The organism is Flavobacterium sp. KACC 22761 (genome assembly GCF_034058155.1).
Taxonomy (GTDB): domain Bacteria; phylum Bacteroidota; class Bacteroidia; order Flavobacteriales; family Flavobacteriaceae; genus Flavobacterium.
In genome coordinates, this window is the sequence record NZ_CP139148.1 from 12,575 (window position 1) to 26,367 (window position 13,793).

The following is a 13,793-nucleotide window of genomic DNA, read 5'->3' on the forward strand; positions in this document are numbered from 1 at the left end:
CGTTTTAAAAGTATAATCTGCTTTTAAAATCATTAAAAAACTAAAATTTACTCATAAATGTCAGTTGCTAAAAAAGATTATAAAAGAATCACTACCAAATCGTTAATTGAAATGAAAAGCAATGGAGAGAAAATCTCTATGCTTACTGCGTATGATTACACAATGGCCAAAATTGTTGATACTGCAGGTGTCGATGTGATTTTAGTAGGAGATTCTGCTTCAAATGTAATGGCGGGACACGAAACAACTTTGCCAATTACTTTAGACCAGATGATTTATCATGCTTCATCTGTTGTTCGCGCTGTCGAGAGAGCTTTAGTTGTAGTTGATTTGCCTTTTGGAAGCTATCAATCTGATCCTAAAGAAGCTTTGCGCTCTTCTATCAGAATTATGAAAGAAAGTGGCGGACATGCTGTAAAATTAGAAGGTGGAAAAGAAATTAAAGAATCTATCAAAAAAATATTAAACGCCGGAATTCCTGTTATGGGACACCTAGGTTTAACTCCTCAGTCGATCTATAAATTTGGAACTTATACTGTAAGAGCTAAAGAAGAGGAAGAAGCTGAAAAATTGATTGAAGATGCTAAAATGCTTGAAAAAGTAGGATGTTTTGCTGTAGTTCTTGAAAAAATCCCAGCTGAACTTGCTAAAAAAGTGGCGAACAGTATTTCGATTCCTGTGATTGGAATCGGTGCCGGCGGAGGTGTTGACGGACAGGTTTTGGTAATTCATGATATGCTAGGAATGAACAATGAATTTAGTCCGCGTTTCTTGCGTCGTTACTTGAATCTTTATGAATTAATGACGAAAGCAATTGGTCAATATGCCACTGATGTGAAGTCGAAAGATTTCCCTAACGAGAAAGAACAATATTAACTCTCTAAGATACTAAGATGCTAAGTTACTAAGATCCTAAGTTTTTTTAGCTACAAAGGCTCAAAGCAACAAAGGTTTAAAAAAATATAAAATCTCAAAACTCAATTGCCTCCAGCTTTAGCTGGAGGTTTATTTTGAGGCCTGCAACAAGGCTTTAGCCAAACTTTCCTCTATTTAAATTTCGCTTCAAAATGAAAATTCTTTCAGATAAAAACAACCTCCAAATACTTCATGAAGACAATCACATTATTGTGGTCAACAAGCGTGTAGGAGATATTGTACAAGGAGACAAAACGGGAGACAAACCTTTATCTGATGTTGTAAAAGAATACATTAAGGAAAAATACAATAAACCAGGCGATGTTTTTTTGGGTGTGATTCATCGTTTGGATCGACCTACTACCGGAATTGTAGTTTTTGCTCGAACCAGCAAAGCATTGTCACGAATGAATGAATTATTCAGCAATCGTGAAACTAAAAAAACATATTGGGCTGTTGTAAAAAATAAACCTAGCGAGGCTTCGGCCAAATTGCTGCATTATTTAAAAAGAAACGAAAAAAACAATACTTCAAAAGCGCATTTAAAAGAAGTTCCTGATAGCAAACTGGCAAGTTTGGACTACAAAATTATTAAGGAACTCCAAAATTATACTGCTCTTGAAATCAATCTTCATACGGGGCGCCATCATCAAATTAGAGCACAACTTTCTGCAATTGGCTCACCAATAAAAGGCGATTTAAAATATGGTGCAGATCGCAGCAATCCTGATGGTGGCATTCATCTTCACGCCAGAAAACTGGTTTTCGTACACCCTGTTTCAAAAGAAAACATCACGATTATCGCGCCAACTCCAGATGAAACAATTTGGAATGCGGTTTAATTTTTTATGATATAATTGTTAATTTTTTAAATTTTATCGATTAACTTGCATAGCCATAAAAAACAAGCTATTCATAAAATGGACTACAAAAACGACATCGGATACAGAAAAGAAACGCTGAAAAAATTGTTGTATAACATTCAAAAAAGCGAAGATTTGATTGTCCAAGCTTTATACGATGATTTTAAAAAACCTGAATTTGAAGCTGTTTTGACGGAAACAAATTATGTCATTTCGGAACTAAAAGATACCATCAAAAATATTTATTCGTGGGCAAAACCCAAAAATATTTTTCCTTCGCTTCTCAATTTTCCTTCTACTGATTATATCTACAAAGAACCTTATGGAAAAGTTTTAGTTATTGCACCTTGGAATTATCCGTTTCAATTGGCATTATGTCCTTTGGTTGCGGCGGTTGCAGCAGGTAACAGAGTCGTTTTAAAACCATCGGAACTTACGCCTCATACTTCAGCAATTATCGCAAAAATCATTTCTAAGACATTCCATGTCAAACATGTTGAAGTTGTTGAAGGCGGTGTTGAAGCATCAAACAAACTGCTGGCAAAACGTTGGGATTATATTTTCTTTACAGGAAGTGTTTCTGTTGGAAAAATAGTCGCAAAAGCTGCCGCAGAAAATCTGACACCGGTTACATTAGAATTGGGAGGAAAAAATCCGTGCATTATTGACGAAACCGCAAATTTAAAATTAGCTGCGAAACGAATCGTTTGGGGCAAATTCATCAATGCGGGACAAACTTGCATTGCACCAGATTATATTCTGATCCAAAAAAATATGAAGGTAAATTTTGTTAGTTTTTTGATTGACGAAATTTTAAATGCATACGGAAAAAAAATAGACAAATCGCCTGATTTTGCGCGCATCATCAATACAAAAAACTGGTTGCGTCTGGACAGTATGATAGAACGAGAAAAGGTGATTTTTGGAGGAGAAACTGATGCCGAGAAATTATATATTTCGCCTACTTTGATTGAAGAACCAGCATTAGATAGTCCTGTAATGAAAGAAGAAATTTTCGGCCCAATTTTGCCAATTCTAACTTATGAAAACGAGACAGACATCGAAAATGTAATCAGTCAATATGAAAAACCTTTGGCTTTTTATGTTTTTAGTGAAAATAACTCTTTTGCGAAAAAACTAATTACAACATATTCCTTTGGAGGCGGATGCATTAACGACACAGTAGTTCATTTCTCTAATAAAAGACTTCCTTTTGGCGGTGTCGGACATAGTGGAATCGGTGCTTATCACGGGCAATTAAGTTTTGATATTTTCTCACATCACAAAGCTGTGGTAAAAAAAGCAAACTGGCTAGATCTTCCTATGCGATATGCTCCTTATAAGGATAAACTGACTTCTCTTAAACGATTACTAGACTGGCTTTAAGCCTCAAAAAAATGTCGCTGATAATTTTGTAGAATATCATATGTAATTGATTAAAAATACTATATTTACGTTTCAAATATGACCGTAAATTCTAAAAGTACAAACAATTCCATACCAAAATGAAATCTACACTTGCCAAAATCGAAAACATTAAAAAAAATGGCTACACAATAGATTTTTCTACTGTCTTTGATCATGCTTTCGAAAACTTTAAAAAAATAACACTTTATTCTGCACTTATTCTATTGGTTTTCTCTTTTATAGCCGCAGTTGTCGCAGTAACGGTTTTAGGCAATATTTATGGTTTTGAAAATGTAACAAAAGTAGTTCAAGAGAGTTTAAAACCAACAAAATTAACTTTAGACGAAGCTTTAATTTCTACAGTTGGAGTTTCATTCTTAAGCGCTATTCTTGCACCATTCAGTGCTGGTTTCTACAAAATGGCCGATGCTGCCGACAAAAACAATGAATTTAAGGCTTCATACATGTTTAGTTATTATAAAACACCGTTTTTTGCGCCATTATTTGCTTCAACTTTAATTATTACAGCAGTCAATAATGCCATTGCAAACAGCCTTGAAATAGCTGGTTTTATATTCATTGGAGTAGCAGTTTCGATAACGATTAACTTCTTTATGTATTTTACTGTTCCGCTGATTGTGTTCGGAAATTTAAAAGCGATAGATGCAATTAAAGGAAGTATAACATTGGTAGCCAAAAATCCTTTATTGATTTTCGGGGTGTTCATTGTTGGAATAATAGGCTCAATTGTTGGCGTGTTTGCTTGCGGTGTAGGTTTTCTATTTACATACGTTTTTAATACATCTCTGAATTACGCAGCATATTACGATATATTTGACATGGAACAAGAAGAAGATTCAATTGACTCTATTGGCCAATCAGATCAAATATGAAACTGAATTTCTGAACAAAAAAAAGAGCCTAACCTACTCTTTCAGAAATTCGTAAAATGCTATTAACTAAACCGTATATTCCCAAATTTTATGGTAGAAAACTACAGTTTTTATAGTACATTGGATTCAGGAATTGCTTTTATTGGCAATACCCTGAAATCAATTATAACAAACTGGTTCGTTTTCAGCCCAGAAGTCATTTTCTATAACAATCCGAAACTTATAGTTTTAGGATTTTCCTTATTTGCCTTTTTAGGAATCTTAATTTATCAGTTCTTCAGAATCAAAGCTAGAATTGGTTATTTTATTCAGAAGAAAAAAGAGACTGAAACCCTTACCAAAGAATATCAACTTTATATTCTCTTTTTTGGAATCGCCGTTATTGTTATTGAGATTATCAATGAAATTTTCAAGATACGACCAAAAAGCCTTTTGATAATAAACTTAATCATCGGTTTCAGTGTTTTGGTGATTTACATGCTTACTGACAAAATCAAATATTTTCGCGACCGAATTCAGAACATTTTTATTGTTTCTTTCTTTTTTTACATGTCCTATGTAATGCGCAATATCATTAATCTTCCAGATGATGTTCTGCCCATTATTACTTTTTTGATATCTTTTTTCTTTTCCTACAGCGTACTAAAACCTATAAAAGTATATTGGGCTTTTGTTGGCTTGGCTTTTCTTTATTTGATATCGACAGTTATTTTTCAATTAATCCCAATAAGATCATCGGTTTTGTTGATCAATTTCAGCATTGTCATTTTTATCATAAATCAAGTAAAATATGCTGTTTTGCAAAACAATAAAGACAATTACAGATTTACCAACGAAATTGTTCATAAAGGAAATTCGCTTACAATAGCAACAAACGAAAACGGAGAACTATTGTTTTGCAGCGAAACAATCACCTCTATTTTAGGTTATCATCCTGATGATGTTATGGCGCTGGAATTTTGGAAAGTTACCGAAGATTCAGAATTCAATAAAGATAATTATTACAAAAACTATATTGACAACAAGTTATATATCAGAAAATTAAAAAGTAAAAACGGCGAATACAAATACATACAGTGGAAAGACAAAAAATTTTCTAAAGATCTAATTATCAGTATCGGACAAGACGTTACAGAACAAATTATCGTTCAAGATCAGTACAAAAACCTGATTCAGACTGCTACTGACATTATTTTTGAAATCAGTATTAACGGCCATTTTACTTTCTTAAATGAATTTGGCTATTCGATTTTAGGATATACCGAAAACGAAGTCATAATGCAGCATTATTCAAATTTCATACATGAAGATTACATTCGAAATGCTGTTGATTTTTATGAGAATTTAGAGAAAAACGAGCTTAATTATCCCACAATAGAAATTCCGATTTTGAAGAAAAACGGAGAAGAATTATGGATTTCTCAAAAAGTTATTGTTCGCAAAAATGATTTAGGAACCACTGTAGGTTTTGCCGGAATTGCAAGAGATATTACCGAATTAAAAAATGTCGAAAACGAGAAAAAAAGACGTTTAGAAAAAATCGAATCGTATAATAATTCCACCAAAAAACTTTCTACAACAAACTTTACCGATTACGACAACATGCAAACCGTGATCGATTATGTAATCAAAGAGGCCGCTTTAGTATCAAATGCCAATAGAGTAAGTTTTTGGAGGTTTTCAAATGACGTTATTACCTGTAAAAATTTATTTAGTCGCGACGATCAAACTTTGAGCGACAAAAACATTCTCGATAAAGAATCGTATCCAATTTATTTTGAAACGCTTAAAAATAAAGCTATTATAAATGCTCCTGATGTTTTTGACAAACTAGAAACATCAGAATTTCAAGAAGGTTATTTCACGAAAAACAAAATAAAATCAATGCTTGATGTTCCAATTTTCCTTAACGGACAATTGGCAGGAGTTGCTTGCTTTGAAAGTACAGGCGAAAAAAGAGAATGGGACAATGAAGACATCAATTATGCCAAAACGATTTCAGATGTAATTTCATTAGCCATTTCTTCACAAATGAGGCTTAAAGCTGAGAAAAAACTAGAACTTAAAACCGATTTGCTATCTGCAATGGCACTTTGTACCGAAAAGTTTTTATCGAGCAAAGGGCCACAAAAAATGTTTCAGGAAACTTATGATATTATTGGAAAAGCATCAAAAGCCGATCATATTTTTTATTATGAAAAAGATTTTGAAACCAATACCATCAGCCAGCAATATAAATGGTCAAGAGAAGGCGTTGTTCACCAAATAACAGAACTTCAAAGATTTACAGATGAAAATCTGAAAGAGATTATTTTTCATTCACAAAGCAAAAGGGTTTTAAGCATGTTGACCAAAAATCTTGAAGAAACATTTTTCAAGAAATTGCTTGTTGCAAATGACATTAAATCAATTTTAATCCTTCCAATATTTTCAAATGATGTCTTTTCTGGTTTTATTGGTTTTGATGATTGCACAAAAGAAAGAAGATGGACTGATGATGAAATTTACATCTATCAAACATTAGCCAATAATATTTCCGCGGCTTTAGACCGACATCGAAATCAGGCTAAAATCAAGGAAAGTGAAGATGCAATTAAAGCCAAAGAACTTGCCGAAGCAGCAAATAAATCAAAATCTGATTTCTTGGCCAATATGTCGCACGAAATCCGAACTCCGTTGAATGGAATCATTGGATTTACGCATTTGCTGATGAAAACCAATCTTGAAGAAATTCAGGAAAAATACATGACAACCATTAATCAATCGGCACATTCGCTGCTTGAAATTATAAATGACATTCTTGATTTCTCAAAAATTGAAGCTGGAAAACTGGAACTTTATATTGATTTATATGATCTTCAAAAAATTCTCGGACAAATATTCGATTTAATTATATATGAATCAAATCAAAAAAACCTTCTATTGGAGCTTAACGTTGATCCTAACGTACCCAAATACATCTGGACTGATATTGTTCGTTTAAAGCAAATTTTGATCAATCTGCTGTCAAATGCAGTCAAATTTACCAATGAAGGATCAATCAAATTAAATGTTTCGGTACTGGATCAAAAATACGACGATCAGTATCTGATTCGTTTTTCGGTTATTGATACCGGAATTGGAATTTTGGAAAAAAATCAGAAGAAAATTTTCAAAGCATTTTCTCAGGAAGATAGTTCAACAACGAGAAAATTTGGAGGAACAGGTTTGGGGCTTACAATTTCAAATCAATTATTAGCGTTAATGGAAAGTCGTTTGCAACTGAAAAGCAAAATCGGCGAAGGAAGTACCTTTTATTTTGATTTGAATTTGAAAACAAGCGAAAATACCGTAAGCGAGAAACTAAAGGCGCTATCAAACGGACACGAGCCCGAATATGCGCTGAGCTACAATTCGAATGTCAAGAAAATTACCATTTTGATAGTTGAAGACAATAAAGTAAATATGCTTCTTTTGAAAACCATTGTCAAGAATCTCAATATGAATTCGATTATTTTTGAATGCGAAAATGGTTATGAAGCTGTAAAACAAATTGAAAATATCAATCCAGATTTGGTTTTCATGGACATTCAAATGCCAATAATGAATGGTTATGAAGCGACAAAAGCCATACGAATTACAGAAATTGGCAAAAATATTCCAATCATTGCTGTAACAGCCGGCGCAGAAAAAGAAGAAAAGAACAAGTGCATCGCTGCTGGAATGAACGATTATATTTCAAAACCTATTATCAGAGGCACTGTAGAAGAAGCGTTACGAAAATGGCTAAAATAATTCAAAACTTAATCGCTCTTATCGCCTCAATATTGGTAAAAAATATATAAATTCGTACTAATAAAAACATAATAAGTTTAAATCTAGCATACTATGAAATGGCAAGGCAGAAGGCAAAGTGATAATGTTGAAGACCGAAGAGGAATATCTGGCGGAAAAGTCGCTATTGGCGGAGGAGTTATCGGAATCATTATTTTGCTATTAAATGTTTTTGGCGGCGAAACTGGTCAAGCTGTAGGATCAGCATTGGAACAAATGCAAGGCGGACAGCAGCAAACAGAAGCAGCAGCACCGTTAAGCAAGGAAGATGAGGAAATGGGAAATTTTGTAAGAACAATGCTTGCATACAATGAAGATACTTGGAACAAAATTTTTGAGGAACATGGAATGACATACAAAAATCCAAAATTAGTCCTTTTTAGAGGTTCTGTTCAAACAGCCTGTGGTGGAGCCTCATCTGCATCGGGTCCCTTTTATTGTCCCGGAGATCAAAAAGTTTATATGGATTTGGGGTTCTTTGAAGAACTTAAAAATAAGTTTGGCGCCAAAGGAGGCGACTTTGCCATTGCATACGTTATTGCGCATGAAATTGGTCATCACGTACAAACCTTGCTTGGCACTTCGGCAAAAATGCGTGAGGCGCAAGAAGGAAAAAGTGAAGTTGAAGCCAATAAACTTTCTGTTGCTTTAGAACTTCAAGCTGACTTTTACGCGGGAGTTTGGGCTCATGATCACCAGCAAGAACTTGAAACTGGGGACATTGACGAGGCATTGAGTGCAGCGAATGCTGTAGGTGATGATGCCATTCAAAGCAAAATGCAGGGACACGTCGTTCCAGATTCCTTTACGCATGGATCGTCTGAACAAAGAATGTACTGGTTTAAAAAAGGTTTTAAAACCGGAGACATTAGGCAAGGCACTACATTTGAAGAAATTCGATAATACGCAAACCAAATATAATAACCGCCCAAAAAAAAGCACAACTTTGCAGTTGTGCTTTTTTAATTTCCAAAAATTAAAAATCCAAATTCCAAATCTCTCAAGTCCATAAATTTGGACTATTGTAAAAGCAAGAATAAAAATCCATAATTAGAACCGTAGCCAGCGGTTTAAACCGCTGGAACGCAACGTTACAAAACGTTGCCACAACGAATATTCGTATCGTCCGTGCGGTTGAAACCGCAGGCTATATTTAAAATTGATTTTGGGTTTTGGAATTTTGGAGTTTGGATTTTGGATTTTAAAACTTGGAATTTCCCTAAAGGTATAAAACAAAAAAAGCCTTGAATTTCTTCAAGGCTTTAAATCTGGGTGGCTGACCGGGTTCGAACCGGCGACCCGCGGCACCACAAACCGCTACTCTAACCAGCTGAGCTACAACCACCATTTTTGCTTAGCGAGTGCAAATATAGAACAAAGGTTGAGTTCTACAAAGAAAAAAATGAAAAATTTTCATAAAAATTAAATCAAATCTTCTAAACTATTGACTGCCAAACACCTTTCAACAGTAAATCCTTCAGCAAAATCTTTCCCAACTAATCTCCCTAAGTCCTGCGCGCGATAATTTAAACTTTCAAAGAAGTTTTTACTCGTAATTGGAGTTGCAGGTTCATTCGAATTTGGATCATAAAATTGGGTTTTATAAGCCATGATCGCTTCTACTTTCTTTTCTTCAAATCCTGTAATGTCAACTACAAAATCTGGAGTAATATTTTTCCACTGAATATAATGATATACCACTTTTGGCCTCCAAGCTTCTTGTGGCTCTCCATCAATTGAAGTTTCGATTTTCATCAAGCCAGAAAGAAAACAAGCATCAGAAACTAATTTACTTCCTTTTCCATGATCAATATGGCGATCGTCGATTGCGTTGCACAATACTATTTCCGGCTTGTACTTGCGAATCATTTTGATGACTTCCAACTGATGTTTTTCATCATTAACAAAAAATCCATCACGCATTGCCAGATTTTCACGAACCAGAACTCCCAAAATCTTTGCGGCATCTTTTGCTTCCTGATCCCTAATTTCTGCTGTACCGCGCGTTCCTAATTCGCCACGAGTCAAATCGACAATACCTACTTTTTTCCCAAGTGATACTTCTTTTAAAATTGTTCCAGCACAACCTAATTCTACGTCGTCTGGATGTGCGCCAAATGCTAATATGTCTAATTTCATTTTTGTTTTTTGTTTGTTTTGTTTGTTTGAGGTTTCAAGTCGCTCATTTGTCAGGCTGAGCGAAGTCGAAGCCCTTTGCGCCCCTCGACTTCGCTCAGGGTGACAACTCATAACTCATAACTCATAACTTTTAACTCATAACTCTCAAGACTCTTTTCATCGTCATTGATTTATTGACGCTTTCTTCCCATTCTTTTTCGGGAACGCTTTCTTTTGTGATACCGCATCCCATATATAAAATCGCTTTATCTTCCTGAATCTGCATGCAACGTAAATTTACAAATAAATCAGAACTTGCATTATTTCCTGCAAAAGAGCTGTTCAATTCGCCTAGAAAACCTGTATAGAAAGTTCTGTCGTAATTTTCTTTTTCTAGAATAAATACTTTCGATTTCTTTTTTGGAAGTCCGCAAACTGCAGGCGTTGGATGTAGCGTATCAATAACCTCTTCTAAAGTTGAGTTATCTTTCAAAACACCCGAAATATCAGTCTTAATATGCCAAATTGATCCTGCTTTTAAACTGTAAGGTTCAGAAACCACAACCGAAGCCGTAAATTCACGAAGCCTTTTCACAATAAAATCCGTCACAAATTGCTGTTCGTCTTTTTCTTTTTGCTGCCAAACAATTTCTACTTCCTGATTATCTTTTTGCGTTCCTGCCAAAGCCATCGTTTCAAAAACATTTCCGTTTGCTTTTAGCAGTTTTTCTGGTGTTGCTCCCATCCAAAGTCCAATTTTTGGATGAAAAAAACAATAACAAAAAGTGGCAGGATATAACTGAACCAAATGCTGAAAAGTTTCAATAAAATCAAATTCAGCCAAGGGAACTTCTTCACTTCGTGATAAAACTACTTTTTTGAATTCGTCATTTTTAATGGCTAGAATTCCCTGAGCTACTAAATATTCATATTGAAATTTAGCTTCAGAATCAAAATTCATATCGTCAATTTCGACTGTTGCAAATGAAGTCGCTTCTTTTTCAGCAATAATAATTTCAGATTCATTCTCAGGAATCAGGATTAATTGTTTTTCATCAAAAGAAGCAAAAACAAATCCTTTTTCGCTGTAATCTGAAACGGTATTTAAAACATTATTTTGTTGTAAAATCCCAACATAGTTTTCTGAATTGGGTTTTGAATAAAGCACAAAGGGTAAATTTTGCTCTTTATGATTTTTAATTTTTAAGAAAAATGCATTCATAATTTATTCACTTTTCTTTCTATCCAAAACCATATTCGTCAGTTTGCAAAGCGAAACCAAATTTCCTTCTTCGTCAGTAATTTTAATTTCCCAAAGATGAAGACTTCTTCCTTTGTGAATAATTCTGGCTGTTCCGAAAACATAACCTTCGCGAATACTTTTTAGATGATTTGCCGAGATTTCAATGCCTCTTACCTCCTGTTCTTTCGGATTGATAAAAAAGAAAGAAGCTGCACTTCCAACACTTTCTGCCAAAGCTACTGAAGCACCACCATGCAATAATCCCATTGGCTGGTGAACACTTGGATTTACAGGCATTTTTGCAGTTAAAAAATCTTCTCCGGCGTCGATATATTCAATTTTGAGCGTTTCCATTAATGTGTTTTTAGAAAACTCATTACAGCGCGCCAAAATCTGCTCTTTTGTATAATTCATTAAAATAAACTTTAAAAACGTAAAATTAAAGAAAGATAAGACACAAATTGAAAAATCGGATTCTAAAATTGAAAATCAACTTCAAACCTCTAGGTTTTTTGTTATTTTTACAAAAACAATCAAAACCAATCTTTGGCTATTTTTTGCCACAGATTACACAGATTAAAAGGATTTTGAAATACTTTGTATTGAGTTTTTCTGCCACGAATTCACTAATTTTTCTAATTTAAAAAACAAATAATTAGTGAATTCGTGGCGGAAAAAAATCATTCTAATCCTCTTAATCTGTGGCAAAAAAACTATTTAAATGCGTCAATACTTTGCACTCTTCATTTTCGGAATAATTATAACTTTCAGTTCTTGCCGAACTGACTTTGAAACCGTTGCAAGCACTGGAGATTTAAAGTTCTCAAAAGACACTGTTTATTTGGACACTGTTTTTAAAAACATTGGTTCAAGCACTTATCAATTGAAAGTGTACAATAAAAGCAAAAACGACATTTCAATTCCGATTATTCAGTTGAAAAAGGGATTGAATTCAAAATACAGAATGACCGTTGATGGAATGGCCGGCAACAACGGAAAAATTTTTAAAGATGTTACGCTTTTAGCAAAAGACAGTTTGTACATTTTTATTGAAACTACTGCAGATATTACAGATGCTAACCCGACTGATTTTCTATATACTGATGAAATTGAATTTGACAGTGGCGCCAATCTTCAAAAAGTAGCTTTGGTCACTTTAATTCAAGATGCTGTTTTTTTATATCCAAATCAAAATCCTGATGGAACAAAAGAGAAAATAAAAATCGACGGCAAAGATGTTGACGGATTTTACTTAAGCGAAAATGATCCCGCTAACGGAAATGAACTTATTTTCACCAAACAAAAACCATATGTAATTTATGGATACGCGGGAGTTCCCGAAAATAAAACAGTAACTTTTGAAGCTGGTGCACGAGTTCATTTTCATGTCAATTCTGGGCTGTATGTTGCCAAAAATGCTTCACTTCAGATTAACGGAACAACCTCAACAACTGATAAACTTGAAAATGAAGTTATTTTTGAAGGCGACCGTTTAGAGTCACTTTACTCTGACATTCCTGGACAATGGAATTCTGTTATTCTTGAAAATCAAAGTGGCACACATTCAATCAATCATCTGACATTGAAAAATGCTGCTACAGGTTTAGAAATCAGAAACACAGCAAATACGATTCAAATCAAAAACAGTCAGTTTTATAATTTTGTTGAGCACGGAATTCTGACGAAAAATGGCCGAATCAACGGAGAAAATTTAGTCATAAATTACGCGGGAATCGCAAGTTTATCTTGTGTTTATGGCGGCAATTACAGTTTTGCGCATTGCACTTTTAATAACAATTGGCAAAACAGTTCGCATTTTGCAGTCAATTTGAGCAATAGTTTGGCTGGAGCAACGCCAGAAACAAATCCGCTTACACAGGCAACTTTCAACAATTGTATTATTTACGGCTCAAATACAAACGAATTTAATTTGAGCAAAAATGCAAACACAGCATTTGTGCATCAATTAAATAATTGTCTTTTAAAATTCAGCAGTTCGACAACAAATCCGGATTATCAATTCAAAACTGACACACAACATTATAACAATATCATTTTGAATGAAAATCCGAAATTTTATAATGTTTCTCAGAATAAATTCAATATTGATAAAACTTCTGCCGCTTTTGCGAAAGGGAATCAGGCCTATATAATTCCGACAGATATTTTAGGAATTACAAGAACTTCTCCTCCGGATTTGGGAGCTTATCAGAGTCAAGATTTCCCGAAGAAATAGTTTTTGCCACGAAGGCGCTAAGGTGCAAAGGTTTCTTTTTGCATAAAGTACATTTGTAGAGACGCACTGCAGTGCGTCTACGCAACGAATACCTACCGTTACACGCACTGCAGTGCGTCTCTACGGAATATTGGAACGAAAATCTAATCTGCCGAAATAACCTTGCGTCTTAGCGCCTTCGTGGCAAACAAAAACACCTCGTAAGAAAATATATCTAAAATTAAACTTCCCATAACATTTTACATTCAAAAAAGTAGTAGTTTTGTTACAATACATTTTTAAAAATTTAATAATCAAGTTTTTAA

10 protein-coding genes and 1 tRNA gene are annotated in these 13,793 nt (G+C 34.2%); 7 read left to right on the forward strand and 4 right to left on the reverse strand.

Annotated features, from left to right (window positions below; all coding sequences use genetic code 11):
* The first annotated feature begins 57 nt into the window (after window positions 1-57).
* The 6 genes from panB to ypfJ all read left to right on the forward strand — a co-directional run bounded on the left by panB (window position 58) and on the right by ypfJ (window position 8,794).
* Window positions 58-876, forward strand: coding sequence for a 3-methyl-2-oxobutanoate hydroxymethyltransferase (gene panB, locus SCB73_RS00075; RefSeq protein ID WP_320568172.1), 819 nt, complete (start codon window positions 58-60; stop codon window positions 874-876).
* Window positions 877-1,067: 191 nt separating this feature from the next.
* On the forward strand, window positions 1,068-1,757 hold the full coding sequence (locus tag SCB73_RS00080; protein WP_320568173.1) for an RluA family pseudouridine synthase: 690 nt from the start codon (window positions 1,068-1,070) through the stop codon (window positions 1,755-1,757).
* Window positions 1,758-1,835: 78 nt separating this feature from the next.
* Window positions 1,836-3,164 (forward strand): aldehyde dehydrogenase, encoded by a 1,329-nt coding sequence (locus SCB73_RS00085; protein WP_320568174.1) that lies wholly within the window; start codon window positions 1,836-1,838, stop codon window positions 3,162-3,164.
* A gap of 119 nt (window positions 3,165-3,283) precedes the next feature.
* Window positions 3,284-4,078, forward strand: coding sequence for a hypothetical protein (locus SCB73_RS00090; RefSeq protein ID WP_320568175.1), 795 nt, complete (start codon window positions 3,284-3,286; stop codon window positions 4,076-4,078).
* Window positions 4,079-4,168: 90 nt separating this feature from the next.
* Window positions 4,169-7,852: a response regulator gene (locus tag SCB73_RS00095; protein WP_320568176.1), complete on the forward strand. Its 3,684-nt coding sequence runs from the start codon at window positions 4,169-4,171 to the stop codon at window positions 7,850-7,852.
* Window positions 7,853-7,945: 93 nt separating this feature from the next.
* Complete coding sequence (gene ypfJ / locus SCB73_RS00100; protein WP_320568177.1) at window positions 7,946-8,794, forward strand: KPN_02809 family neutral zinc metallopeptidase; 849 nt, start codon at window positions 7,946-7,948, stop codon at window positions 8,792-8,794.
* A gap of 368 nt (window positions 8,795-9,162) precedes the next feature.
* Here ypfJ and SCB73_RS00105 read toward each other — a convergent pair.
* From SCB73_RS00105 to SCB73_RS00120, 4 genes are all read right to left on the reverse strand, one after another.
* A tRNA-His gene (locus tag SCB73_RS00105) sits at window positions 9,163-9,236 on the reverse strand.
* Between the two features lie 77 nt (window positions 9,237-9,313).
* Window positions 9,314-10,030 carry a bacillithiol biosynthesis deacetylase BshB1 gene (gene bshB1 / locus SCB73_RS00110; RefSeq protein WP_320568178.1) on the reverse strand — a complete coding sequence of 239 codons (717 nt, stop codon included), beginning with the start codon at window positions 10,028-10,030 and terminating at the stop codon, window positions 9,314-9,316.
* A gap of 130 nt (window positions 10,031-10,160) precedes the next feature.
* Window positions 10,161-11,231, reverse strand: coding sequence for a chorismate-binding protein (locus tag SCB73_RS00115; protein WP_320568179.1), 1,071 nt, complete (start codon window positions 11,229-11,231; stop codon window positions 10,161-10,163).
* Window positions 11,232-11,234: 3 nt separating this feature from the next.
* Window positions 11,235-11,666, reverse strand: a complete 432-nt coding sequence (locus SCB73_RS00120; protein WP_012026684.1) for a PaaI family thioesterase — start codon at window positions 11,664-11,666, stop codon at window positions 11,235-11,237.
* A gap of 307 nt (window positions 11,667-11,973) precedes the next feature.
* Between SCB73_RS00120 and SCB73_RS00125 the strand changes: the two genes are divergently transcribed.
* On the forward strand, window positions 11,974-13,488 hold the full coding sequence (locus SCB73_RS00125; protein WP_320568180.1) for a hypothetical protein: 1,515 nt from the start codon (window positions 11,974-11,976) through the stop codon (window positions 13,486-13,488).
* Window positions 13,489-13,793 lie beyond the last annotated feature (305 nt).

What these genes read in the sequence shown, in the direction of transcription:
- panB (WP_320568172.1), top strand. Translation starts at nt 58, where the DNA reads ATGTCAGTTGCTAAAAAAGATTATAAAAGAATCACTACCAAATCGTTA.
- SCB73_RS00080 (WP_320568173.1), top strand. Translation starts at nt 1,068, where the DNA reads ATGAAAATTCTTTCAGATAAAAACAACCTCCAAATACTTCATGAAGAC.
- SCB73_RS00085 (WP_320568174.1), top strand. Translation starts at nt 1,836, where the DNA reads ATGGACTACAAAAACGACATCGGATACAGAAAAGAAACGCTGAAAAAA.
- SCB73_RS00090 (WP_320568175.1), top strand. Translation starts at nt 3,284, where the DNA reads ATGAAATCTACACTTGCCAAAATCGAAAACATTAAAAAAAATGGCTAC.
- SCB73_RS00095 (WP_320568176.1), top strand. Translation starts at nt 4,169, where the DNA reads ATGGTAGAAAACTACAGTTTTTATAGTACATTGGATTCAGGAATTGCT.
- ypfJ (WP_320568177.1), top strand. Translation starts at nt 7,946, where the DNA reads ATGAAATGGCAAGGCAGAAGGCAAAGTGATAATGTTGAAGACCGAAGA.
- bshB1 (WP_320568178.1), bottom strand. Translation starts at nt 10,030, where the DNA reads ATGAAATTAGACATATTAGCATTTGGCGCACATCCAGACGACGTAGAA.
- SCB73_RS00115 (WP_320568179.1), bottom strand. Translation starts at nt 11,231, where the DNA reads ATGAATGCATTTTTCTTAAAAATTAAAAATCATAAAGAGCAAAATTTA.
- SCB73_RS00120 (WP_012026684.1), bottom strand. Translation starts at nt 11,666, where the DNA reads ATGAATTATACAAAAGAGCAGATTTTGGCGCGCTGTAATGAGTTTTCT.
- SCB73_RS00125 (WP_320568180.1), top strand. Translation starts at nt 11,974, where the DNA reads ATGCGTCAATACTTTGCACTCTTCATTTTCGGAATAATTATAACTTTC.